Here is a 24,613-nt window from a genome sequence, read left to right as displayed (position 1 = left end):
TTCACTTTTTTAACTCCACTTATCTCCGCGAAACTTTTTTTTATTCAATTTCAATCACGACATCGTGGGTCATTGGGTGGGCCACGCAGGTCAGAATATACCCGGCTTTCAGTTCGGATTCGGCCAAACCGTCTTCTTCATCCAGGTGCACTTTGCCCGACAGGCAGCGTCCCATGCAGGCCGTACACATGCCCGCCTGGCACGAATAGGGCAGGTCGATGTCCAGTTCCAGCGCAGCTTCGAGGATCGTTTGGTGTGGTTCGACAATAAACTTGTATTCACTGCCTTCGTACAAGACGGTAACTTCCGGTTTCGACGACGGCGGATTGACCGGTTCGGCCTCCACCACCTCGCCGTGGGCTTCGTGCGGAGCCGTGGCGAAGCTTTCCTTGTGAACCTGATCGGTCGGAACACCCAGAAGTTTTAGGGCTCCGCGGGCTTCGTCCATCAGGCCATCGGGGCCGCAGATGTAGTATTCAGCCCGGCGTGTGGCATCAGCGGGGAGTTCTTCGAGCAGTTTCAGAATCGCCGACTGGTTCAGGCGTCCTTCCAGACCGGCCCAGTTGCTTTCCGGCTGACTGAGTATATAGGTGATTCGAAACCGCCCGCCCGATTGCTGCGCCAGTTCGTTCAGTTCCTTTTCAAAAATAATCGACTGGCGGTTACGATTGCCGTAGAGCAGCCAGAGTTGCGTCTGCGGTTCGACGTGCAAAATTGATTTGGCCATCGAAATCAGGGGCGTGATGCCGCTTCCGGCTCCGATCAGGACGATCTGACGGCGGTTTTTGGGGTCTAGTTTCGGGACAAAAGTCCCCAGTGGTTCCAGTGTTTCGAGAACATCGCCGGGTTTGGCGTTGTCGCACAGGTAGTTGGAAACCGCACCACCGGGCAAGCGCTTGATGGTAACGGCCAGTGACACATCGGTGTGTGGTGAACTGGACATCGAGTAGGAACGACGCACTTTTTGACCTTCGAAAGGCAAAATAAACGTCAGGTATTGACCGGGTTGATACCGGACCTCTTCATTGATGGGATGCCAGAAATGGATGGTAACAGCGTCCGGTGTTTGCCGAACAACCTCTTTTACTTTCAAAAAATAACGATTTGCCATAATTCCCATATCGCCGGAGCGATTCCTCTTCATTCATTTAGTGGCGGTGAGTAAGCAGCACTGGAAACCATTCCGGACACTGTCGGCCGACGAAGCCGCAATATACTATTGAATTGCCAATCCGTCTGGGTAACAAATTGTAGTTGATTCAGGTTTGCCGTTCTTTACGCCAAATTTCAATTCGCGTCGCTTTTATAATTATTTAGGCAGATATTCGCAGCCGAAGTTCCGTTCGATCCATGAAAAAAATACTATTCTTTACGCCCTACGGGTCTTTTACCGGCTCAGAAGTTGTGTTGTGGACGTATCTGCAAAATTATGACCGGCAGCAGATCCAATCGGCATTGTATAGTGAACAGCGCGGACCCCTTACGGCGCAATTACCGGCTGATATTCCGTTGTTTACCTCGCCATTCAACCGCGGTTTTGCCCGGAAAGTGTATTCGAAAGTGACCCACGCGATGGGGGTGAAAGTGTACGAAAACAACATTCGGCGTCTTCAGGAGCAGTACAAAGCGGACTACTGGTACCTGAATACGGTGCTGATGTTTCCGCTTTCGAAACTGGCCGAGCAGTTGGGCGTGAAGGTGATTTCGCAGATTCACGAACTGCATTCGTCCTTCGAATCCATTGCCTACGACGAAATGGCCCATTCCATGACCTATTCGGACCTGGTGATCGGCGTTACACAGCAGATTTGCGATCTGGCGACGGTGATGGGTGCCAAACGGACGGCTTTGCTTTATCCGATTGTCGATTTGAGCAAAAAGAACATTTCCACCGAGCGGGTGGAGGCCCTGCGGAAAACACTGAAGATCCGGCCGGGGGCTTTCGTCTGGACGATGGTCGGAACGCGCATTTACCGGAAAGGCGTCGATATTTTCCCGTTCATTGCCCAGGCCCTCGCCGACCAGCCCTGCCATTTCATCTGGATGGGCAACTCGAAGCCGACCGGTTTGAATTACCTGGTCGATAGCCAGATCAAAGCGCTGAATCTGCCCAACATGAGCTTCGTCGATGTGCAGACCGACGACTATTATAATTACCTGCAACTCGCCGACGGGCTGGTGATGACTTCGCGCGAAGAACCGTTTGGTAAGATAATGACCGAAGCCGCGTCGCTCGGAAAACCGCTGGTGGCACCCAACGCCGGAGGGGCCAGAGAGTTTATTGTGCCGGGCATGGGCGAGTTGATCGACTACCCGACGCCCGACCAATTCCGGAAAGCGATGCTGACGGTGATGACCAACCCGGATTCGTATGAGCCGAACCTTCTGATTGAAAAAAGCCACCAGTTTGATGCCTCCATTCAGGTAAAAAAATGGGAACAGGCCATTTTAGCCCTTTGAAAGACCGGTTTTGCTTCGATAAATGTTACCACTTACTAACATTTTGTTAACTTGAAGTAACCATTTTTGGTACCGCATAATAAATTCAGGCACGGTCTGCACAATTTTTGCGGGCCTTATTCGCTACACCTTTTGAAGAATTTGTCAGATTACGGCAAATTCACTATCTGCATGCTCTTGTGTATCAAGTATCCAACTTTCATCCATTCATTTATTCATGCTGTGGCGTATGCAGCGACAAGGATGGTTCCGCCGTCATTCCGGGCGTTCAAATACATTGGAATGATTTTTGTCTTTCGTAATAATCAAAACCGAGTTACAGCCAGCTAAACGATAGCTGGACTGCTAATCAAATCAACTCATTCGGTCAATGCGTACAGAGATTTGCTCTCGTTGAAATCGACAGACCGAACTTAGCCATTGATGAGTACGAACCATGTGAATACGAGGATTTCCCCCGTATCTAAGATTTTTTGTATCCTTATCAAGCTGAAAAATTAAGTGAAACATAGCCCATCGCACTGATGATCAGGAATTTGACTTTAACCTTTACTTGTTTTTTGTTGCTTCTCGGATTGGTGTACACGAACGCAATGGCGTATGACGGAACTGAGCCGTCGGCCCGTCCGGCTTCGGCACCCAAAATCCCGGAACGCCAGCGTTACCTGGCCATTGTAGTTTTTAACTACGAAACTGACCCATCGAAAGACGATGAAATAATTGAAAATGCGGGCCGGATGGGCTGTAATGCCGCCGAAATTTCCGTACACTGGGACAAGGTGTATACCAGCCGCAACAGCGCTCCCAACTGGCGGGTTGTCGATTCCCACGTCAATACAGCACTTCGGATGGGCATGAAGGTCGCCATCCGGATTCACCTGGCCCGCGAACCACAATCGCTCGGCGGATTCTATTCCAATTCTGAAGCCATGGTGGCCGCCGATAACACAGTCATGAATTTTGGGGGGGCTGTTCAGTTTAGTTTTGCCCATCAGCCCACGCTTGAATTAGCCAAGGATTTTGTCCGGCAGGTGGCGCAGCATTACCAGTATCTGCAGGATCAGGATCAACTGCTGTTTATGTCGGCCACCGCTTCCCCAATTCAGGAAGCGGAATATTCGCCCCGGAACCAACGCGGAGACTCGACCTACCCCATTCCCTTCGACTACAGTGAGCCCATGAAACAGGGGTTCCGGCAGTGGTTACAGGGGCGGTTTTCGCTCGATGCGTTGAACCGGCGCTGGGGAAGTGACTTCAGCCGCTGGGACGCGGTTACGCCAACGCCCTACAACCAGAGTGACCCCTATATCTCATTTGGCCGCGGGCGCTGGGGTGAAGACTGGTACGTTTTCCGTCACCTCATGCTGAAGCGGTTTCTGGATGAAACGACGCGGACCATCAAAGAAGTAAACGGATCGATTCAGGTGGTTAACCAGCACGGTTGCGTCTGGGATCGCCAGAGTGGATTGCGGTCGACGTTCGCTTTCAAAAACCTGGGGCAGAACTCGGATGGCCTTAAAATCAACGATGGACCCGACTACAACCACCGCTTTTCGATCGATGTGGCCCGGAGCAATGTTCGGCCGGGTGCCTGGATTTGTAATGAAGTGGATGGTATGTACCAGGCCAGTGTACCGGTTTCGCGTTTCTACGATCAGGTGGCCGAAAGTTTCGAACACGGTGCCCGGATGGTCACACTCGCTAACTTTGCGGGCTGGGACGCCCGCCCGGCACTGAACCAGGTGATTCAGCAGGTCGTAAGCCGCGGGTTGCTCACGCAGCCGGTTACGCAGGTACAACCCGCCAGCAGCACCAGCTATAAACTGTCATCGATGGTTAGAGACGACGTTTCGGACCCCGAGGGCCGCGCCGGTGACCAGTGGTCGAGGCAGTATTTCCAGAACGGACGCCGGGCCGTTAACATTACCATCAACGAAGACTGGCTGGAAGACAATGCCAACCAGGATCCGCGCGTTCGGCAGACCATTCCGAACCAGACGGCCTACGTAGAAAAACCGTTTGAATTCAGTATTCCGCCGTCCACTTTTGAAGATCCGGACGGTTCGATCACCAAAGTAGAGGTTACCTCCGGCTTGCCCGCCCTGGGGCTGTCGGCCAACGGCGTCACGATTTCGGGAACGCCCAATGGCACGGGCACGATCACGGTGACGGTTCGGGCCATTGACAATAAAAATTCGCCGGTAACGACGCAGTTCCAGATTACTGTGCAGGGGCCGAATGCCAACCAGGCACCCGTGGTTTCCCAACCGATTCAGGATCGTACGGCGCTCGTTGGGCTGGACTATTCGTTCCGGATTCCGGACGAAACGTTCAAGGACCCGGATGGCCGGATTGTCAGTGTCAATGCCTCGGATCTGCCGGGCGGACTTTCCTACAACGCCGAAACGCTGACAATCAGCGGAAAACCGACCAACGAAGGCGTTTCGACCATTACGCTCAAAGCCACCGACGACAAAGGAACCAGCGTTTCGACGAGTTTCAAACTGACCATTACCAAACAGGACGACGTCAACAAAGCTCCGGTGGTCAGCAGAACCATTCCGGCCCAGACGGCCACCGTCGGCCAGAGTTTTAGCTACACCATTCCGAACGAAACCTTCACCGATCCGGATGGCCAGATTACGAGCCTGGAAGTGTCGGGACTGACCAACGGCTTTGCATACGAAGCCGATAGCCGAACCATTAAAGGGACACCGGTTACGGCCGGTACGGTTACGGTGAAAGTGAAAGCCAACGATAACAAGGGGGCCAGTGTGACGACCGAATTCCGGCTGACCATCAACAACGGCAGCTCCACGTCTCAACTCGTGATTCTGGAGCCAACCATGGATTGCGTGACCGGTGAAATCAAATTCCGGACGAGCGGGGGCGATGGCACGGCGGTTGAATTCCGGGCTGCCGGCATTACGGAATGGACGGGCAACAGCACTTTCACCGTAGCGCCCTGGCTCCGGAATGGCTCTACCCTCGATATTCAGGCCCGCCAGAGTGGCAAAGAAGTGAAATTTACGTATACAACGCCCTGTAAAGGCTATGAGCCGCCAACGGTTGCCAAACCGATGAGCGACCAGTCGTATCCGATCGGCCAGTTTCTGATTCTGAAAATTCCGGCGGAAACCTTTCAGACCTCAACAACCGTCGTGATGGCAGCCAGTGCTTTACCCGAAGGACTGGCGTTTGATAGAAACACCCGGGCCATTTCGGGCACGCCAACGAAAGCGGGTGCAACCACTGTGACCATTACGGTTACCGACGAACGGGGTGCCAAAGCCGAAGATGCTTTTGTGATCACCATTCGGGAGAATGCCTCCCAGCCCCTGGTGATGATCGCGCCCACGCTGAATTGTCAGACGGGACGAATCACGCTCCGCACCGAAGGCGGTAACGGGAGCGCCCTGACCTACTCGATTCCGGGTTTTGCCGACTGGAACACCAGTCCGACGTTTACGCTCGCGGCTAATCAATTGAGCGGGACGGAACTCCGGTTACTGGCTCGCCAGGGCGACCGTGAAGTGAGTTATACCTACACGACGACCTGTTCGCCACCGGGTTCGTCTACACTGGCCGACCAGACCATTTACGTGGGGGAAGCCTATTCGTATGCCCTGCCTGATCCTGGTGCCGGTGTTAGCTATGTGGTTACCGGACTACCGGATGGGTTGACATACAATGCGGCAAACCGGATCATCTCCGGTTCGCCTACCAAAACCGGTACGACGCGTCTGGCCATCAAGGCTACGAATGACCAGGGAACCGAGCTTGGATCACTGGCTTTTAATCTGCTGGTCATTGCCCGACCGACCAATCCGACGAATGGCAGTTTTGAGGGCTACCTGGATGTGGTGAACTGTGTGAACATCGCGGGTTGGGTCTGGGATGCCAGCCAACCCAATGTGCCCCTGACGATTGAATTCCTGGTGGGCAGTACGCTGGAGTCGGCCAAACTGGTGGGAACTACCGTGGCCGGTGTGTTCCGGCAGGATTTGAAAGACAGTGGGAAAGGCAACGGGAATCACGGCTATCGCTGGGATGTTCCGGAAGACCTGAAGAATAACCAGACTTACTCGGTCTGGGCGCGGGTTCAGGGAACGACCTATTTGCTGAAAGGCTCACCCAAGACGCTGACCTGCACCGGTACGTCAACGCCGACGGATCCAACGACCAATCAACCGCCGGTGGCACCGAGTCTGTCGACCTTAACCGCTGCGGCTAACGTGGCGTACCTGACGATTTTACCGGTATTCATCGACGCCGGACCGCTGACGTATGAATTGACGGGAACACCAGCGGGTTTGCAATTCGATCGCCTGACCCGGGGCTTTGGCGGAACACCGACGACTCCCGGAATTTACAAGCTGACGTATACGGCAACGGATAGCCAGGGTGCCAAAACCAGCATCGAGATTACGCTGACGGTTACCGGTTCGGGTGGAAACACGCCGACTACCCCAACTACGCCCACCACCCCAACTACCCCGGTGACGGGTAATTTCGAAGGATTTCTGGATGTGGTGAGCTGTGCTAACATCGCGGGCTGGGTCTGGGATGCCAACCTGCCCAATGCGCCCCTGACGATTGAATTCCTGGTGGGCAGTACGCTGGAATCGGCCAAACTGGTCGGAACTACCGTGGCAAACCTGTTCCGTCAGGATTTGAAAGACAAAGGGAAGGGCAACGGAAGCCACGGATATCGCTGGGATACGGCAGATGAATTAAAGAACAACCAGACCTACTCGGTTTGGGGCCGGATTCAGGGAGCAACCTATTTGCTGAAAGGTTCACCCAAGACATTGACCTGCGCCGGCAATCCGACCACGCCAACCACACCCACCACGCCGGCTACCAATCAGCCCCCGGTTGCACCGGCTCTGTCGAGTTTAACCGCCACGGCCAATACCGCCTATGTAGCGCAATTGCCGGTTTTCACGGATCCCGAGGGAAGCACCCTGACGTATGAACTGACGGGAATACCAGCGGGTTTACAATTCGACCGCCTGACCCGGGGAGTAGGGGGTACCCCGACCACCGCCGGTAGCTACAAACTGACCTACAGTGCTACCGATAATCAGAACGCCAAAACCAGCATCGAGATCACGCTGACGGTCAATCCAGCCGCCACCATGCCAACGACTCCGACCACGCCCACCAGCCCGGTGAGCGGAAACTTTGAAGGCTATCTGGATCAGGTGGGTTGTCAGAACATTTCCGGCTGGGTTTGGGACGCCAACCGACCCAACACACCCCTGGTTCTTGAATTTCTGGTGGGCAGTACGCTGGAATCCGCCAAACTGGTAGGCACCTCCGAAGCCAGCGTGTTCCGGCAGGATTTGAAAGACAATGGCAAAGGCAACGGCAGCCACGGCTATCTCTGGAATACGGCCGATGAACTGAAAAATAACCAGACCTACTCGGTTTGGGCGCGGGTTCAGGGAACGACCTATTTGCTGAAAGGTTCGCCCAAGACACTGACCTGCAACGGCAATACGACCCCAACCACGCCGACTACCAATCAACCCCCGGTGGCACCAGCCCCGCTGAGTTTGACGGCCACGGTGAATGTCGCCTATTTGACGCAGTTGCCGGTTTTCACCGATCCGGAAGGAAGCACCCTGACGTACGTCCTGAGCGGCCAACCCGCCGGGTTGTCGTTCGATGTGAACAGCCGGGGACTGAGCGGCACCCCGACCACCGCCGGCAGCTACAAACTGACCTACAGTGCTACCGATAATCAGAATGCCAAAACCAGCATCGAGATCACGCTGACGGTCAATCCGGCCGCGACTACACCCACCACACCGACCAGCCCGGCTCTGGTTGTGGTGGCACCGGACTACGATTGCCAGACCGGCCGAATCACGTTCCGCACCAGCGGGGGTGACAACACGCTGATCGAATACCGGGCCGTTGGTGTGACCGACTGGACGACGACCTCGACCCATACGCTTTACCTCACCATGCGGAAAGGAAGCACGTTCGATATTGAAGCCCGGCAAAGCCAGAAGGTGGTGAAATACACCTACACAACGGCCTGCGCTGACGGCAAAAGCCCCATCAGCGACCAAATCATCACCAAAGGGCTGTTCCACACCTTTACGCTGCCGGAAGCCGGTGCCGGGGTTCAACTTGAGGTGACCGGTTTGCCGGATGGCATTACCTACAACGCGGCCAACCGGACCTCGAGCGGAAAACCGCAAACGGCCGGGGAGTTTATCGTAACGGTAAAAAGCACCGGTGCCGACCAGAAAAGCAGCAGCATTACGTTCAAGCTCACGGTTCGGGAGCCTCTGCTCACGGTTCAGTTGATGAAGGCAGGCAACGCAGCGTCCCGCCAGGTTATTCAGGAGTTGCTCAACAACAGCTCGATCGGGATTGCCAACTTGCCGGATCGGGTCAATTTCTTCTGTACCTCGAACGTGCCCGTGGGCAGCATTTCTTTCGAGTTGACGGGTACTTCGCAGAACAACTACGTCGATAACCAGGCACCGTTTGGCCTCTTCGGCGACGACGACGGTTTCAAACCACAGACCGGCGCTTACGTGCTTCGGTTGGCAGCTTTCACGGGTGCCAATGGCAGCGGGGAGACAATTATTACCAAAAACATCGCCTTCTCGTTCGTACCGGGCGGTGGCCGGATCGCCGTTCAGGGCATCACGGACAATGCGGAAACCGAAGGTGACACATGGCTGGTGTATCCCAACCCGGTTCGGGAAGAAATCAACCTGACCCTGCCGTCTTCTACGCCAACTCCTTACCGGTTTTCGCTCTCGTCGACAACCGGAAACCAGTGGGACTTGCAGGACAACACGATCAATACCGTCCAGCGCAAGGCCGTTCTCAACGTCAAAACCCTGCAACTGCCGACCGGTTTGTACTTCCTGCGGGTCGATAACGGTAACGGGGTGTTGAAAGTGATCAAGGTGTTGAAGCAGTAAGCTCTGGATGGGAACACGGATTGAGCGGATGAAACCGATCGAAATAGATTTTAATCTGTGTGAATCCGTTTCATCCGTTCAATCCGCGTTCCCATCCAACAGCGACTTGGCATCCTGGTGATAGAGCGTCAACCCGGCGATGGGTGTTTCCAGAATGTGCCGAACGGTCAGTCCTTTGTCGTTGGCCACCTGCCGCAGAATATCGCTGTAGTAGAAGGCTACCGAACCGACGAAATGGATCGGCAGTTTTTCGGCATCGGCAAATTTGCGGATGTAGGTGTCGAAAAACAGGCTAAAGGCGTCGTAAACCATCTGATACGCGACCGGATGACGCCGGTTATCGAACAGAAATTTGGAGAAAGACGCAAAATACCGGTTCGGAAAAGGCTGTTTATAGGCGTGATCCAGTACCGTTAACCGGTCGACTTTGGGGTAACGTTTCCGGAATTTTTCCGCTAATTCGGGCGGGAGCTGGTCGTGGAGATACCGAACCACCAGCGTCTTGCCCAGGTACCCGCCACTGCCTTCGTCGCCCAGCCAGAACGCCAGCGAACCGCTCAGTTGCACAATGTCGCGGCCGTCGTAGAGGCAGGCATTGGAGCCGGTTCCCAGAATGCAGGCAATCCCGGCATTGTGGTGGCACAATGCCCGGGCCGCCCCCAGCAAATCGCTGCTGACCTGCACGTTCTGCACATCCGGAAAAACTGCCCGGATGGCCTTCTCGACGACCCCACACGATTCTTCGCTGTTGCAGCCGGTTCCGTAATAAAAAACGTCCGTCACCGTTTCTTGAATGGTTGGTAACAAACTGGTTTGCAGTTCGGCAGCAATGGCGGCACTGTCCTGGTAATAGGGATTAAAGCCAATGGTGCGGGCCTGGTCTACCCGGCCGGTGGTGTCGATGGTTCGCCAATCGGTTTTGGTGGAGCCGCTGTCTGCGATGAGTATCATATTCGGACTGTGAGTTGCTGGTTAACTGATTAATTTTCCGACCGGTTTGAAACGCCCAAACACCCATTCGCCGTGGGGCGCATCGGGCAGTTCGTCGGTGAGATCCTGACCGGCCCAGTGTTCGTAATGTTTTCCGTTTCGCCAGAGCCGGCTTGGTGAGACGTCGTAAATAATACCCTGGTACGCACACCAGATTTCGTCGCGGTCGGAGCCGTTTCGGAGCGCGAGTTGCGAGCGGGTGTATTCTTTCAGCGTATCCTCTTTGCCAGCATTCATGGACTTCTAAACAGTTCAGTCGGCAAAAATGCAACTTTACCGAGAAGTTTATACAGGGATTTCGTAAAAACACTTAACTTTAACCGCTTACTAATGAACACAGTCGCGTCTTTAAATTTTTACGTTTTATGAAAAAAACTACACCAATCGCCCTTGTTGCCGTGTTGACCTTGTTTGCGGTTTTGACCGGCTGCAACAAAGACAAGACGACCCCGCTTTCGGACCGGATCAAGAAAAACTGGACGGCGCAAAAAGTGGAGGAAAACAACGTGGTGGTTTATACCAAAGGCGGAACCAGTAACGTCAAGCCGGGCTATTCGCAATATTCGCTGGATTTAAGCAATCCGCCAACCGTGGTGATCAAACAGGTCGATGGGTTTACATCGACCGGGCAATACGAATTGCAGGGCGATACCAAGCTCATTCTGAAAAGCCTGAGCCCGGCACCGACCGATGGACCAACCATTGAATTCAACATCGGCACGGCCACTGAAACCTCCCTGGAACTGACCCGGACGACGGCGGATCGCAAAACCGGCGGCACCACCAACAAGTATACCCTGGCCAATCCATAGATCTGTCCGGTTCCAGGTTGGGATCAACCGGGAATTGCTCCGTATATTTCGCCGTTTTCGAACCGAAAGCGGCTTTTTTGCTTTAGTATCAGTATGAATACACGAACCGAACTGGATTCTTTGGGCGAAATTGCCCTGATCGATCGCATCAACCGGGCGTTTGGACAAACCTCCCAGCCCGAAACCGTACGCGGTATTGGCGACGATGCCGCCGTGATCGATACCGGCGGGCCGGATTACTGGCTCCTTTCCACCGACATGCTGCTGGAAGGTGTTCATTTCGATCTGGCCTATACGCCCCTGAAACACCTGGGATTCAAAGCCGTTGCGGTCAACGTCTCCGACATTGCAGCCATGAACGGAATCCCGTTGCAAATCACGGTGAGCGTGGCCCTCAGCAACCGGTTTTCGGTCGAAGCCGTGGAGGAGTTATACGAAGGGATCAAAGCCGCCTGCGAAGCCTATCAGGTCGATTTGATTGGGGGCGACACCACCTCCTCGCGCTCGGGGCTGGTTATTTCGGTAACCGTAACGGGCCGGGTAGAACGGGATAAAATCACGTACCGCAACACCGCCCAGCCCAACGACGTCATCTGTGTGACGGGCGATCTGGGAGCGGCTTTCTGCGGATTGCAGTTGTTGGAACGGGAAAAGCAGGTTTTTCTGGCCGATCCCACCATGCAGCCCGAAATCAGCGAAGACAAATCGTATGTGCTGGAACGCCAGCTTCGGCCTTCCGCGCGCACCGACATCGTGTATGAACTCCGGGATCTGGGCATCGTGCCGACAGCGATGATCGACGTTTCGGACGGCCTGGCTTCGGAGTTGATTCACATCTGTACGCAATCCAAAACCGGGGCGGTTATTTTCGACGAAAACCTGCCCATCGACGATGTGACGTATCTGGCCGCTACCGAACTGAATATCAGTCCCATCACGGCGGCTTTAAACGGTGGAGAAGACTACGAACTGCTGTTTATGATCCGTCCGCAGGAGTTCGAGAAACTAAAAAACCACGCCCGCATCACGCCCATCGGCTACCTCACCGACAAACCGGAGTCGATTCTGCTGGCCACCAAAGCCGGCCAATATACGCAGATCAAGGCGCAGGGGTGGAAACACTTTTAAAAGAAATGATGAATTATGAATGATGAACGATGAATTAATGCGTCAGCCCATTCATCGTTCATCATTCATAACTCATCATTCTTTACACAAAGTGTATTCCATGATTCTTGGCATCGGCCACGAATTCTTTCACTTTTTGTTCTTCATCTTTGGGGCAGATCATCAGAACACCGTCGAATTCGGCGACGATATAGCCTTCTAAGCCACTGACAACAACCAGCTTGCCCTTGGGTGTTTTGATGATGCTGTTGTTGGTATTGTAGAGCATGTGGGTGCCATCCGTGACGTTTTCATTCTCGTCTTTTTCGGATACTTCATACAGCGACTTCCACGTTCCCAAATCCGACCAGCCAAAATCACTCAGTACGACGTAGACGTTGCCGGCTTTCTCCATAATACCGTTGTCAATGGAGATGTTCTTGCACAGAGAGTACGCTTTGTTGATGAACGAATGCTCTTTTTCGGTGAAATACCACTCGTCGCCCTCGGCAAAGATCTCCGCCGTTTCGGGCATGTAGCTTTCAAAGGCTTTGCGAACGGCCTGCACATTCCAGACAAAAATGCCGGCATTCCAGACAAATTCACCACTTTCTACAAATTGTTTGGCCAGCTCCAGATGCGGTTTTTCGGTGAACGTCTTCACCTTTTTAATTCCCTGATTGTTTGAGTCCGGGATGTACTGGATGTAGCCATAACCGGTATCGGGGCGGCTGGGCTGAATGCCGAGGGTAACCAGAATATCCTGGGTGGCCGTGGCTGCCAGCGCAATCCGGATCGTATCGCGGAATTCCTCTTCTTTCAGAATAATATGGTCGGCCGGTGCAACGACCATGTTGGCTTCCGGATCCTGTTGGGCAATTTTATAGGCTGCGTAGGCAATGCAGGGAGCGGTATTCCGGCGGACGGGTTCACACAGAATCTGATCGTCGCTGAGATACGGGAGTTGTTCTTTCACCAGTTGCTGGTATTCGGCGCTGGTCACAATATAAATATGCTCTTTTGGGCAGATTCCCTCGAAGCGGTCGGCGGTTTGCTGGAGGAGCGACTTTCCGGTTCCAAGAACGTCGTGAAATTGCTTGGGGTTGTTGGTACGACTAAACGGCCAGAAGCGGGTTCCGACTCCGCCAGCCATGATAACGACATAGGTATGGTTCATAGTGAAGAATTCTGTGTATGGGATTAACCCCCTAAATTGAAGAAGGGGTTCCTAAACTACAAGGAATGCGTTAAAAAGTTAGTTAAGACGGGACTTTCTTATCGAAACGCCGGATTGAATTATCGGACAAATATACGTAATCGCAAAATTAATGCGCCTGGAGGGAGGTCATGATTTCGTTAAATGAACACTACAGGGTGGGCAATGGGTAAAAACCGGTGGAGAACGTATACGGATGAGTCTGGTTTTCAGGATAAATACGGCTTACATAAATAGGAGTTTGATTTTCTTAATTAACTGATATTCAATTATTTGAATAATAATTCAACAATTTAATCACGGGTTTGTGCTAATTTTTAGCATTTATTGTAATTTTCTCCCGTTCCCCTTCCCGGAACGTATGAACCGTTGTTTAACTGGCCGTGATTATGAAAAAAAGCAGTACTCAGCTTGCCCTTTTCGTTGGATTTTTTCTCTTGGTTACCATAAGTTGTTTTGCGCAAACAAAAATTTCAGGAACAGTAACCGAGAGTAACACCAAAATTCCCCTGATTGGGGTTAGCATCACCATAAAGGGAACGGTGGCCGGTACAATCACCGATGCCAAAGGGCAATTTGCCTTAACAACCTCAGCTTCGGGGCCGTTGACGGTAGTGGTTTCGTCAGTGGGTTTTCAAACCCGGGAGATCGCCGTTGGCAATCAGTCGGACTTGAAAATCGAACTCAGCGAGCAGGTGATGCTGGGGCAGGAAGTGATTGTGTCGGCGTCGCGGGTGGAAGAAAGTGTGATGCAATCGCCGGTTTCGGTCGAAAAAATGGACATTCGTGCCATTCAGTCGGCACCAGCCGCCACGTTTTACGATGCCTTGCTCAACCTGAAAGGCGTCGACATGAGCACCCAGAGTTTGATGTTCCGGTCGGTGAACGTGCGGGGGTTTAGTGCCAACGGTAACACGCGGGTGGTGCAGTTGGTCGACGGCATGGACAACCAGGCGCCGGGGCTGAACTTCTCGGTCGGTAACATTGCCGGTATGTCAGAACTGGATGTTGAAAGCGTCGAACTGCTGCCCGGCGCGGCTTCGGCACTCTACGGCCCGAACGCGATCAACGGGTTGCTGCTGATGACGAGCAAAAATCCGTTTCAGTACCAGGGCTTGAGCGCGTATGCCAAAACCGGTATTATGTCGGCCAGCAACCGCAGTACGGCCACCACGCCTTTCTACGACGCGGGCATTCGCTACGCCAAAGCATTCAGTAACCGGCTGGCTTTCAAGCTCAGTGCGTCCTACATCAGCGCAACCGACTGGCAGGCCACCGACACCCGTGACCAGAGTTTTGCGAACGGTTTTTCGCTGGGGAATGGTAACCGTCAGAGCAATCCGGGATACGACGGCATCAACATTTACGGTGACGCCAGTGCTAATTTGAACGCTTTTCAAAGCACGGTGGCGCAGCTTTTGCCGCTTCCCGTCGCTCAGATCGCCCTGATTTCGCCGGACTTGGCCCGCATCATCGGGGGCGTCAACCAACTTTCGGCGGCCACCAATATTCCGGCTACGCAGATCGTCAATGATGTGTTGTTGCCCAACGTAACGGTTTCCCGAACGGGCTACAACGAAAGCGACCTGGTCAACTACAAAGTCAGCAGCCTGAAGCTCAATGGCGCGCTGCATTACCGCATCAACGACAATCTGGAAGCCATTGTGCAAGGCAACTGGGGAACGGGAACGACCGGATATACGGGGCAGGACCGGTTTTATATCAAAGCATTCAGCATCGGTCAGTACAAAGTCGAACTGAAGGGCTCTAACTTTTTCATTCGGGGCTATACGACCCAGGAACGTTCCGGCGATTCGTTTTCCATCGGACTTTTGGGGCAGGGCATCAACGAAGCCTGGAAGCCCAGCCTGGACCAGAGCAATTTAGTGGGGTCGTGGTTCCCGCAGTATGCCTTTGCCTACGCCGGTGGCGCTTTGCAAACCTTCAGCACGGCACTCCAGCAGGCGCTGGCAACCAATCCGGCTACGGCCTACCAGACGGCGTTGAGTGCCGTGAATGCGGTTTCCCCCACTTTGCACACCACCGCCCGCACGACCGCCGACCAGGGGCGGTTTTTGCCGGGAACGGAACCATTCAACCAGGCTTTGACGACGGTGACGGGGCGGCCGCTGCCCGGTTCATTGCCCAACCTCGGGGCGAAATTTATGGACAAAACGAACCTCTACCACGGGGAGTTTATGTACAATTTTACGAAGCTGATCGATCCGAAAAAGGTCGAAATTCTGGTGGGTGGAAATTACCGCCAATACGCCCTGAATTCCAGCGGAACCATTTTTGCACTCGATGAAAACAATAATGAGTATCGAATCAATGAGTTTGGCGGCTACGCGCAGGCTTCCAAAACCGTGGCCGAAATCCTGAAGCTGACGGGCTCGGTTCGGTACGATAAAAACAGCAATTTTAAGGGGCAGTTTAGTCCCCGGTTGTCGGCGGTTTTGACCGTGGCCAGGTCCCACAACATCCGGGCGTCGTTTCAGCGCGGCTTCCGGATTCCGACGACGCAGTCTCAGTACATTGACCTGAATACGCCCACGAGCCACTTGATTGGCGGTTTGAAGCAGTTCAGAGACAAGTATAATTTTGGAACCAATCCGGCCTATACACTGGAGTCGGTTCGGGCCTTTGGCGATGCGCTGCAAAAAGGAATAGCCTTGCCGCAGGCGTCTCAATTGCTGCAACGCTATCAGGATGCCCAGTGGGATCCGGAGCGGGTGGAGACATACGAGATTGGTTATAAGGCGCTTATCAAAAATAAGTTATTCGTCGATGCCTATTATTATTACAACCGCTTCCTGAATTTTGAAGGGATTCAGGCTACCATTCAGGGTACCCAACCGGCCACGGTCGACAACCCGGCTTCGCTGCTTCAGCTTCTGAGCAGCACCACGCGAACCACCTACGGTTTTTATGTCAATGCGCCGGTGCAGGTGAAAAACCACGGCTGGGCCGTCAGTGCCGATTATTTGCTGCCCGGTAATTTCGTTGTTGGAGGCAATGTGGCCTACAATGCGCTGGCAGATCGTGACAAATTGCCGACCGGTTTTGTAACCTTCTTTAATTCGCCCAAATACCGGTACAATCTGTCGGTGAGTAACCGCAACATTCGCAACAGCGGGTTTGGTTTTAACGTTGTTTTCCGGCACCAGGATTCGTTTTTATGGGAATCGAGTTTTGCCAATCCTGAAGCGACGCTGCTCCGGCAAACCGAGATTCCCGCTTTCGGATCGCTCGACGCACAGGTAAGCAAACGCATTCCGGGGATCAGGTCGGTTCTGAAAGTGGGCGGGACGAATGTGCTGGGCAAATTGTATGCCCAGGCTTGGGGCAATCCAAGTGTGGGCGGCATGTACTACGTTTCGCTGACGTTCGATGAGCTGATGAATCGCTAAAAGTCCGGCAGGAAATGCGGCAGGCAGTCCCCGTCAGGGCTGTCTGCTTTTCAGGTGCTGGCGATGCGAATCAAATCTTCCGCGTTGTTGACGATCGTGGTGTTGGACGGGGTGCGAATATCCTGACCAACCACCTGATAACCCGTAAACAGCAGGTGAGCGTCCGGGAAAGCGTTGGCTAATTTATCCACAAACGGCTGCACCTCGTGGTTGCTGGGCGACGACGTGATTGATGCAAAAATATAGTCCGGTTTGTGCAGATTGTAGGCAAATTCCAACTCCCTGAACGGCAGGCTCTGGCCCAGATAGACCACTTTGTTGTTCCGCGCCCGGATCACATAATTGGCAAACAACAACCCGATTTCGTGCAACTCACCCTCCGGCAAAAAAAGCAGGTATTTTTTAGACGCCGGCCGTTGTTTGTTCACCTGACCGTCGATGGCAACGATGATTTTCTGGCGAATGAGATTCGACATGAAATGCTCCTGCGCCGGGCCGATGGAACCCGTTACCCAGAGCGTACCAATCCGGCTGAGGAAAGGATAGATGATGTAGATCATCGTGTTTTCGAAGCCAAACTGGAGAATGTTGGTACTGATTATTTTTTCAAAGCGGTCCTCATCCAGATCGATCATCGAAATGGTCAGGGCGTGAATCTGATCCGGGTAATTGAGTTTTCGATCCGAAATCGTCATCACTTCACTGGTCATTTCGCTCAGCGACATTTTAGAAATCTCGGAAATTTTAAAACCGTGGTCTTTCAGAAGCGAAATATTGAGGACCAGTTTGAGATCCAGATCATCGTATGTGCGGATGTTGGTATCCGTCCGCTTGGGCGAAATAATATTATAGCGTTGTTCCCAGATCCGAAGCGTATGGGCTTTGATTCCGGATAGCTGCTCCAGATCCTTGATTGAGTAATTACTCATGGGAATTGTACAAATTATAGTTGATCAAAGCCGTTTGATTTGAAAAACAAGCGACGTATAAACGTCATTATGTGCAATTCAATCAAATTAAACCCTATAAAACCAGGTACAAGATACCAAAGATTGTTAATATATTACAATGTCAGGTGGCTAAAAATTGTAATAATCGGATATTGATTAAACATCACTCAATCCTGTATAACCACCTGTGACTAGAAATGTTTATGGTTTAGTCAGGAAGAATACCAGATTCATGGCGGCAAAAAACAGAAACTGGAGAATCAGTAACGGCAGCGCCAGGCGGTTTTGCTTGCGAAAGGGCAATCCGTACCAGATGCCAAGTATGATCAGCGACACAATCCACCAGCCCAGATAATTTCGGATTGGAACATCGGCTTCGAACCAGTTCCAGAAATCGAGACGGATGGCAACCGGCTCAATCAGGAGGTCGAGTAGTACCATCAGCGAGGCCGCCACAATCGTTTTCAAGTACACCCGGAGGGGCAAGGCATCGCAAATGACCCCGCAGCAATAGGTCAGCATCAGCCAGTTAATGCCAATCACAACGGGAACGTCCCAGAGTTTCCAGCCGAGGGTTTCGCCGTAGACATAATTGCCAAATACAAAACCGGTATGCACGCCCAGGACCTCAATCAGAAAACCCCATAAAATGGCCAGAATGCAGTAAAACCGGAAAGACGGTTTCCAGTCGGGATGAAACGCCAGCAACAGCAGCAGGGAACCCAGCAGGTTATAAGGCACCAGGCTGCGGAAGAGCGGAGCCAGCGAGGGCGTTTGCAACCCGATGACGCCTGCGGTATAGGCCAGGATAAGAAGCGTCAGCACGGGGCGGTAAAATCGATCGGGCATGACGGAGTTATTGGGTGAAAGGATCAAAAAACGAAGCAAAAAGGCGTAAAAAAGGCCCTGTCAAAAACAGGGCCATCAGGAGGGAGAAAGACGGGTCTCGAACCCGCGACCTCCAGAACCACAATCTGGCGCTCTAACCAACTGAGCTACATCCTCCGTATTATGACGCAAAAGTAATAAAAAATGATGAATGATGAATGATGGACGATGAAAATTTATTCGCTAGTTCCATTCATCGTTCATCATCCATCATCCATCATTGGGTTTCTTAAACCGCTTTCGTATACCGGTCGTCGGCACCTTTCCAGTCGACCAGGTTCCACCAGGCGGCAATGTAGTCGGGGCGTTTGTTCTGGTATTTCAGGTAATAGGCGTGTTCCCATACGTCCAGACCGAGGATGGGCGTGCCTTTCACGTCGGCGATGTCCATCAGCGGGTTATCCTGATTCGGGGTTGACGTCACGGCCAGTTCACCGTCGGCCGTAACGATCAGCCACGCCCAGCCCGAACCGAAACGCGTGGTTGCGGCTTTGGTAAATTCTTCTTTGAACGCATCGAATGAACCGAATTTCTGCGTAATGGCTTCGGCCAGTTTGCCGGTAGGCTCACCACCGCCGTCGGGCGACAGAATACCCCAGAAAAACGTATGATTCCAATGGCCTCCACCATTATTCCGAACTGCCACCGGATACTTGCTGATATCGGCGACCAGTTCTTCGATCGACTTGCCTTCCAATTCGGTGCCTTTCACCGCGTTGTTGAGGTTGGTCACATACGCATTGTGGTGCTTGCCGTGGTGAATTTCCATCGTCTGTTGGTCGATGTTGGGTTCCAGCGCATTGCTCGGATAAGGCAGGGGAGCTAATTCAAAAGCCATATTATGATTTGTTATAAGGTTAGACATACATGAAAGTTGTCAAACGCGATAACAGCGACTTTTTCATTTATGTTCGTAAGCCTCGAAAAAAGTTACTCAGCAAGTGCATACTTTCGTCGGCCAAAATGCCCGTTGTGAGCCGGGTTTTGGGATGAAGCAGCGACGGTTTTACGTTCGAATACCCTCTTTTGGGATCGGGAGCACCAATAACAATACGTCCAATTTGCGCCCAGAACAACGCACCCGCACACATCGGACATGGTTCCAGGGTAACATACAAGATGCAATCGGTCAGGTATTTAGAACCCAGAAATTGTTCGGCCGACGTCAGGGCGAGCAGTTCGGCGTGGGCCGTTACGTCGGTTAGCCGTTCGGTCTGGTTATACCCTTTGGCAATAACCCGGTTTCGGCATACGACGACGGCACCGACCGGAATTTCGTCTTCTTCAAACGCATATTCCGCCTGTTGAAGGGCCATTCCCATGAAGTACTCGTCGTTGAACATCCGCCGGAACGTTTCTGGTCAGGCTACGGAGGTAGGTAGCCTGATCAAAAGTTACTGTTTCATGATTTTTCGAACCGTGGTCCGGTTGCCAATCTGGATTTGCAGGAAATAGGTACCGGCCGCCTGCTGACTCAAATCCAGTTTGGTTTGTCGTTGCCGGGTCGTCAGTTGTTTGGAAATGCGGCCGGTTTCGTCGGACAACTGAAGTTTCGCAGGGTCTTTTTGCAGGGGCAGGTCGATGTCGATGGTCAGGATGGTTTCGGTCGGAACCGGGAACACCTTGACGGCGGTGATGAGCGGGTCCGGCTCCAGACCCAGCACGGGCAGTACCCGCACAATGGCCGTTCCCGTAGCCGTACCATTCCCACAACCATTCGATACCGAAACCGCTTTGTAGGTCGTCGATTTAACCGGCGTTACCGTAATCAGATGCGGGTTGGTGCTGGTTGTGATTTGGGTCGTTTTCAGGCTGTCGGAATACGCAAAAGTCCAGGGGCCGTCGCCCGTCAGAGCAAAGGAAAGCGGGGTGCCTTCGTTGTCATAAATGTCTTTCGAGCCCGTCAGCGTAACGGTTGGCAGCGCGCGAATATTCAGAATGGTTGGACTGCTGCTGCCCGGCACCGGCACCTGCGGGTTGGTCGCCGTAACCCGTATCCGGTACAGCCCCTGCGCCAGTGTGGTCGGAATGGGGGCCGTAATCGGGCTTTGCAGGGCACCGGTCAGAATCTCCGTTTTGTTGATAAAAGCCGTGTCCGCAATGGGTGCCATCTCGACCCGGAATGTATTCCCATTGGTAAATTGCCCGACAGCGGTGAAAGGAACCTGAATTTGCGTACCGACACAAATGGTGGTGACCGACAACGGGCTGGTCGTAACGGTCGGGACAACGGCATTGACCGTAAACGTTCCGACGGGCGTTCCGGCCCCGCAGGAATTGGTGATGTTGGTCACCCGGTAGATGGTGGTTTTGCTCGTTGGCAACAGATCGATTACCTGTTGATTGGTCTCGGATTTGCCGCTGGTGCCGTCCGACAGCGTATAGCTAAACGGCGGAACGCTGGTGAATGAGATCGTCACCGGAACCGTATTGCCCAGGTTGACCGTCGTCGTGCCTTCAATTTTCGCCGTGGGCGGTGCGTTGACAATCAGTTTGATTTCGGACTTCCGGCTTTCGCAGCCATTGGCACCGGTTTGCGTCACAAAATAGGAGTCTCCTTCGGGTTTGGTCGAAATATTGGTGGTCGGTGGCGTCGGCGTGGTGGTGGATTCTCCGCCGTAGGGATTGATCCACTTTAGGTTCTGGCCTGTCGCTTCCAGTGGTTTGGCGGTGGCATTCTGGCAGTAAATAACCGGCGTAACGACCGTTGGCTTGGGGGTAACGTTGACAGTGTAGGTTACCGGCGCTTTCTGACTTTCACAACCGTTGCTGGTTTGCGTGACGCTATACGTAAAGACGCGTTGTTCTTCAACGTTGGTAGTTGGTTTTGGGGCTCCTCCTAAAACATTTCCAGTAGCATCAAACCACTTGAGGGCTTCGCCGGTGGCTGCCAGGGTTTGTTCCGGCGCATCCTGGCAAACGGTTTTATTTTCTACACCCGGCAGGGCCGGCTGCGGTTTAACGACGACTTGAGCCGGGGTCCGGGGGCTTTCGCAGAGATCGACCGTCTGTGTGACGTAAAATGTAAACGTTCCGGGGGTATTGGTTGTTTGGACCGGAGCTGCGCCCGTGGCGGAACCGCCGGTTTGAGCCGCATACCACTTTAAATTCTGGCCGTTAGCCGCTAACGTGACGGATGCCGTGTTTTGGCAAACTTCAGGAAGCGTGGGGACGCCGGGAACGGCGGGAGTCGGGAAAATCTTGACTTTGATCGAACCCCGGTCGCTTTCACAACCGTTTGCCCCGTTTTGACTCACATAAAAGGTGAAATCCGCCGGGGATTGTGTGTTGGGAGTCGGAGCGGCTGTCAATGAAGATGGCCCCGACGCCGTGCCATACCATTTTAGCGAGCCACCGGCTTCAGGCACGGCTGTTAACGGAACTGAAGGTTCGCTTTGGCAATACCGGATGTCTAGCGTGGTTGGAACCGCCGGTTTTGCTCTGACGGTAACGACTACGTTAGCCCGCTCGCTTTCGCACCCGGCCAGGGTCTGGCTAAAGTAGTAAGTAAAAGATCCTTCCGTATTCGTCGATGGCGTAGGTGCATTCAGCGAAGCCGTACCGCCCGTAGCATTGGTTCCGTACCAGTTTGCGATGCTGCCCATGCTGAACGAAGCCGAAAGCGGAACCGAAGGCGAACCCTGACAATAGCTGAGACTCGCACCCGCCGTAGGAGCTGCCGGTTGTGGTTTTACCGTTACGGCCAATGCCGCCCGCGGCCCTTCGCACCCATTGATGATCTGGCTGACGTAGTACGTGGTTGTTCCGGTTGCACTCGTGGGTGGTGTCGGTCCGGTATCTGATGCGGTTCCGCCGGTAGCGGCAGTACCATACCATTTTAAGGCGCCCACCCCGTTTACGGTTGCCGTCAGGGCCGTTGCCGGTTGATTTTGACAAACCGACAGGGGCGTTACACCGGGAGCGGTAGGGGTGGCGTAAACCGTTATGGCAATGCTGGCCCGGTTACTTTCGCAGCCACCCACGGTTTGACTGACGTAATACATCGTTGTTCCGGGCGTCGTCGTTGACGGAATCGGTGCCACCGCATTGGCGGTTCCTCCGGTAGCGTTCGTGCCGTACCAGTTTATGGTTCCTCCGCTGCTGACCACCGCCGATAGCTGTGTGGCCACGATTCCCTGGCAATAGCTAAAGGAGGTCGCAACGGCTGGCGCAGCGGGTTTAGGGGTAACGGTTACGGCAATGGCGGCTCGTGGGCCTTCGCAGCCGTTGACGGTTTGACTGACGTAATAATTGGTAGTGCCGGCCGTGGTTGTCGTCGGTATGCTGGCAATGCCCGAAGCGGTTCCGCCGGTTTGATTGGTTCCGTACCAGTTCAAAGTGCCACCGGAGCTGGGTGTCGCAACCAAACCAGCAGCCGTAACATCTTGGCAATAAGCGGGTGGTGTAGCGGTTCCGGGGGCGGCTGGGATGCTTTTCACCGTTACAACCAGCGCGGCCCGGGGGCCTTCGCAGCCGCTGACGGTTTGGCTAACGTAATACGTTGTAGTGCCTGTGGCACTTGTGGGTGGTGTTGGTGCGGTGTCTGATGCGGTTCCGCCGGTTTGGCTGGTGCCATACCAGTTCAGCGTTCCCCCGCTGGATGGGGTTGCCGTTAACGCGGATGAGGGAGCATTCTGACAAAAGCTGACGGCATTGACACCGGGAGCGGCTGGTGCGGCTTTAATCGCGACGGCAATCACCGCACGGTCGCTTTCGCAACCACCAGCGGTTTTCTGGCTAACGTAATAATTGGTGGTACCAGCGGCTGTGGTTAAAGGCGTTGGAACCGTGGTTGACCCAACTCCTCCGGTTGCATTGGTTCCATACCAACTCAGCGTGTTACTGCCACTTGGGGTGGCAGATAAAGCAGGAACCGGCGTACCCAGGCAAACTGAAACCGGCGTGACGACGGTCGGAGGTGCCGGTTTGGCCGTAACGGTGACCACAATGCCGGTTCGGGGGCCTTCGCAGGTTCCGATGGACTGGCTGACGTAATACGTAACGGTGCCAACCGCATCCGTCGACGGTGTCGGAGCAATGGGCGAAGCGGTTCCGCCAGTTTGACTGGTGCCGTACCAATTCAGAGAAGCACCGCCGGTCGCCGTCGCACTTAGTGGAGACGCGGGGGAACTCTGGCAATAAACCGGTGCAGCTCCGGTGGTTGGAGCGGCAGGAACGCCACTAACCGTAACGGTTATATCTCCCCTCGGTCCCTCGCAACCGTTGATCGTTTGGCTCACGTAATAGGTGGTGGTGCCTGCGGCAGCCGCAGAAGGCGTAGGTGCTGTCGGGGTAGAACTTCCGCCGGAGGCACTGGTTCCCCACCATCTCAGGGTTGCGCCTGCACTGACCGTAGCAGTCAGGGAAGCCGGTGTTGCGCCCACGCAATAGGCCACGTCGGCTGTTCCCGGCGCAGCCGGTATGGCAGTAACGGTTAAGGGTGTGGCACTGACGCTTCCGTTAACCACCGGGTTGGTCGATACCACCCGAACGCGGTAGCCGGTTCCACTGGCACTGGCAGGAATGGCACCGGTAAGCGGGCTTGTGGCACCGGTTCCGATGTCGATATACGAACCTGTTGCCGGAGCGAGCTGGACTTTAAATTGATTCCCGGCGGCAAAAGTCCCGGAAGCAGTAGAGGTTGTGAAGGGAACAGAGATTGTTCCTCCGGCGCAGACCGCAGACACCGACACGGCTCCCGTTGTAATCGTCTGGGCTGATGCCCTCCCAAAAATCCCTAAAACCACAACCAGCAAAAGCCAATACAGACGTAATGATTTATTCATACGGAACCAGATTAAGAAGAGGAGAAGTCTTTTAACTTCGT

14 protein-coding genes and 1 tRNA gene are annotated in these 24,613 nt (G+C 53.7%); 5 read left to right on the top strand and 10 right to left on the bottom strand.

Going from position 1 to position 24,613, the window contains the following annotated elements; translation table 11 throughout:
* Positions 1-40: 40 nt before the first annotated feature.
* Complete coding sequence (locus tag DUE52_RS02455; RefSeq protein WP_114404583.1) at positions 41-1,111, bottom strand: ferredoxin--NADP reductase; 1,071 nt, start codon at positions 1,109-1,111, stop codon at positions 41-43.
* A 239-nt stretch (positions 1,112-1,350) separates the two neighbouring features.
* Here DUE52_RS02455 and DUE52_RS02450 point away from each other — a divergent pair, with 239 nt between their 5' ends.
* Both DUE52_RS02450 and DUE52_RS02445 read left to right on the top strand, forming a co-directional pair.
* Positions 1,351-2,460, top strand: a complete 1,110-nt coding sequence (locus DUE52_RS02450) for a glycosyltransferase family 4 protein (RefSeq protein ID WP_114404360.1) — start codon at positions 1,351-1,353, stop codon at positions 2,458-2,460.
* A 578-nt stretch (positions 2,461-3,038) separates the two neighbouring features.
* On the top strand, positions 3,039-9,413 hold the full coding sequence (locus DUE52_RS02445) for a putative Ig domain-containing protein (RefSeq protein ID WP_165840844.1): 6,375 nt from the start codon (positions 3,039-3,041) through the stop codon (positions 9,411-9,413).
* A gap of 78 nt (positions 9,414-9,491) precedes the next feature.
* Here the strand turns inward: DUE52_RS02445 and DUE52_RS02440 are convergent, their stop codons facing one another.
* Both DUE52_RS02440 and DUE52_RS02435 read right to left on the bottom strand, forming a co-directional pair.
* Complete coding sequence (locus tag DUE52_RS02440; RefSeq protein WP_114404358.1) at positions 9,492-10,364, bottom strand: N-acetylglucosamine kinase; 873 nt, start codon at positions 10,362-10,364, stop codon at positions 9,492-9,494.
* Positions 10,365-10,385: 21 nt separating this feature from the next.
* Entirely contained in the window at positions 10,386-10,640 is a 255-nt protein-coding gene (locus DUE52_RS02435; RefSeq protein ID WP_114404357.1) for a cytochrome b5 domain-containing protein, read from the bottom strand.
* Positions 10,641-10,768: 128 nt separating this feature from the next.
* On the opposite strand from DUE52_RS02435, the gene DUE52_RS02430 reads away from it, so the two are divergent.
* Both DUE52_RS02430 and thiL read left to right on the top strand, forming a co-directional pair.
* The gene (locus tag DUE52_RS02430) at positions 10,769-11,215 is read left to right on the top strand and encodes a hypothetical protein (protein ID WP_114404356.1); all 447 of its coding nucleotides are present in this window, start codon (positions 10,769-10,771) and stop codon (positions 11,213-11,215) included.
* Positions 11,216-11,308: 93 nt separating this feature from the next.
* Positions 11,309-12,343 (top strand): thiamine-phosphate kinase, encoded by a 1,035-nt coding sequence (thiL, locus tag DUE52_RS02425; protein ID WP_114404355.1) that lies wholly within the window; start codon positions 11,309-11,311, stop codon positions 12,341-12,343.
* Between the two features lie 82 nt (positions 12,344-12,425).
* Here the strand turns inward: thiL and DUE52_RS02420 are convergent, their stop codons facing one another.
* A complete protein-coding gene (locus DUE52_RS02420) occupies positions 12,426-13,499 on the bottom strand; it encodes a mannose-1-phosphate guanylyltransferase (RefSeq protein WP_114404354.1) in 1,074 nt (357 codons plus the stop codon).
* 428 nt (positions 13,500-13,927) lie between these two features.
* Between DUE52_RS02420 and DUE52_RS02415 the strand changes: the two genes are divergently transcribed.
* Entirely contained in the window at positions 13,928-16,948 is a 3,021-nt protein-coding gene (locus tag DUE52_RS02415; RefSeq protein ID WP_114404353.1) for a TonB-dependent receptor, read from the top strand.
* A gap of 50 nt (positions 16,949-16,998) precedes the next feature.
* Here the strand turns inward: DUE52_RS02415 and DUE52_RS02410 are convergent, their stop codons facing one another.
* The 6 genes from DUE52_RS02410 to DUE52_RS02385 form a co-directional block, all read right to left on the bottom strand.
* Positions 16,999-17,877: a MerR family transcriptional regulator gene (locus DUE52_RS02410; RefSeq protein ID WP_114404352.1), complete on the bottom strand. Its 879-nt coding sequence runs from the start codon at positions 17,875-17,877 to the stop codon at positions 16,999-17,001.
* Positions 17,878-18,099: 222 nt separating this feature from the next.
* Positions 18,100-18,747 (bottom strand): carotenoid biosynthesis protein, encoded by a 648-nt coding sequence (locus DUE52_RS02405; protein ID WP_114404351.1) that lies wholly within the window; start codon positions 18,745-18,747, stop codon positions 18,100-18,102.
* Positions 18,748-18,828: 81 nt separating this feature from the next.
* A tRNA-His gene (locus tag DUE52_RS02400) sits at positions 18,829-18,904 on the bottom strand.
* A gap of 111 nt (positions 18,905-19,015) precedes the next feature.
* Positions 19,016-19,624: a superoxide dismutase gene (locus DUE52_RS02395; RefSeq protein WP_114404350.1), complete on the bottom strand. Its 609-nt coding sequence runs from the start codon at positions 19,622-19,624 to the stop codon at positions 19,016-19,018.
* 67 nt (positions 19,625-19,691) lie between these two features.
* Positions 19,692-20,129 carry a nucleoside deaminase gene (locus DUE52_RS02390; protein ID WP_114404349.1) on the bottom strand — a complete coding sequence of 146 codons (438 nt, stop codon included), beginning with the start codon at positions 20,127-20,129 and terminating at the stop codon, positions 19,692-19,694.
* A gap of 51 nt (positions 20,130-20,180) precedes the next feature.
* Positions 20,181-24,572: a T9SS type A sorting domain-containing protein gene (locus tag DUE52_RS02385; protein ID WP_114404348.1), complete on the bottom strand. Its 4,392-nt coding sequence runs from the start codon at positions 24,570-24,572 to the stop codon at positions 20,181-20,183.
* Positions 24,573-24,613: the final 41 nt, after the last annotated feature.

This window comes from Larkinella punicea (genome assembly GCF_003334855.1).
Taxonomy (GTDB): Bacteria; Bacteroidota; Bacteroidia; order Cytophagales; family Spirosomataceae; genus Larkinella; species Larkinella punicea.
This window is presented reverse-complemented; position numbering and strand designations above follow the sequence as displayed.

What these genes read in the sequence shown, in the direction of transcription:
- DUE52_RS02405 (WP_114404351.1), bottom strand. Translation starts at nt 18,747, where the DNA reads ATGCCCGATCGATTTTACCGCCCCGTGCTGACGCTTCTTATCCTGGCC.
- DUE52_RS02450 (WP_114404360.1), top strand. Translation starts at nt 1,351, where the DNA reads ATGAAAAAAATACTATTCTTTACGCCCTACGGGTCTTTTACCGGCTCA.
- DUE52_RS02420 (WP_114404354.1), bottom strand. Translation starts at nt 13,499, where the DNA reads ATGAACCATACCTATGTCGTTATCATGGCTGGCGGAGTCGGAACCCGC.
- DUE52_RS02440 (WP_114404358.1), bottom strand. Translation starts at nt 10,364, where the DNA reads ATGATACTCATCGCAGACAGCGGCTCCACCAAAACCGATTGGCGAACC.
- DUE52_RS02455 (WP_114404583.1), bottom strand. Translation starts at nt 1,111, where the DNA reads ATGGCAAATCGTTATTTTTTGAAAGTAAAAGAGGTTGTTCGGCAAACA.
- DUE52_RS02395 (WP_114404350.1), bottom strand. Translation starts at nt 19,624, where the DNA reads ATGGCTTTTGAATTAGCTCCCCTGCCTTATCCGAGCAATGCGCTGGAA.
- DUE52_RS02435 (WP_114404357.1), bottom strand. Translation starts at nt 10,640, where the DNA reads ATGAATGCTGGCAAAGAGGATACGCTGAAAGAATACACCCGCTCGCAA.
- DUE52_RS02385 (WP_114404348.1), bottom strand. Translation starts at nt 24,572, where the DNA reads ATGAATAAATCATTACGTCTGTATTGGCTTTTGCTGGTTGTGGTTTTA.
- DUE52_RS02390 (WP_114404349.1), bottom strand. Translation starts at nt 20,129, where the DNA reads ATGTTCAACGACGAGTACTTCATGGGAATGGCCCTTCAACAGGCGGAA.
- DUE52_RS02430 (WP_114404356.1), top strand. Translation starts at nt 10,769, where the DNA reads ATGAAAAAAACTACACCAATCGCCCTTGTTGCCGTGTTGACCTTGTTT.
- thiL (WP_114404355.1), top strand. Translation starts at nt 11,309, where the DNA reads ATGAATACACGAACCGAACTGGATTCTTTGGGCGAAATTGCCCTGATC.
- DUE52_RS02415 (WP_114404353.1), top strand. Translation starts at nt 13,928, where the DNA reads ATGAAAAAAAGCAGTACTCAGCTTGCCCTTTTCGTTGGATTTTTTCTC.
- DUE52_RS02410 (WP_114404352.1), bottom strand. Translation starts at nt 17,877, where the DNA reads ATGAGTAATTACTCAATCAAGGATCTGGAGCAGCTATCCGGAATCAAA.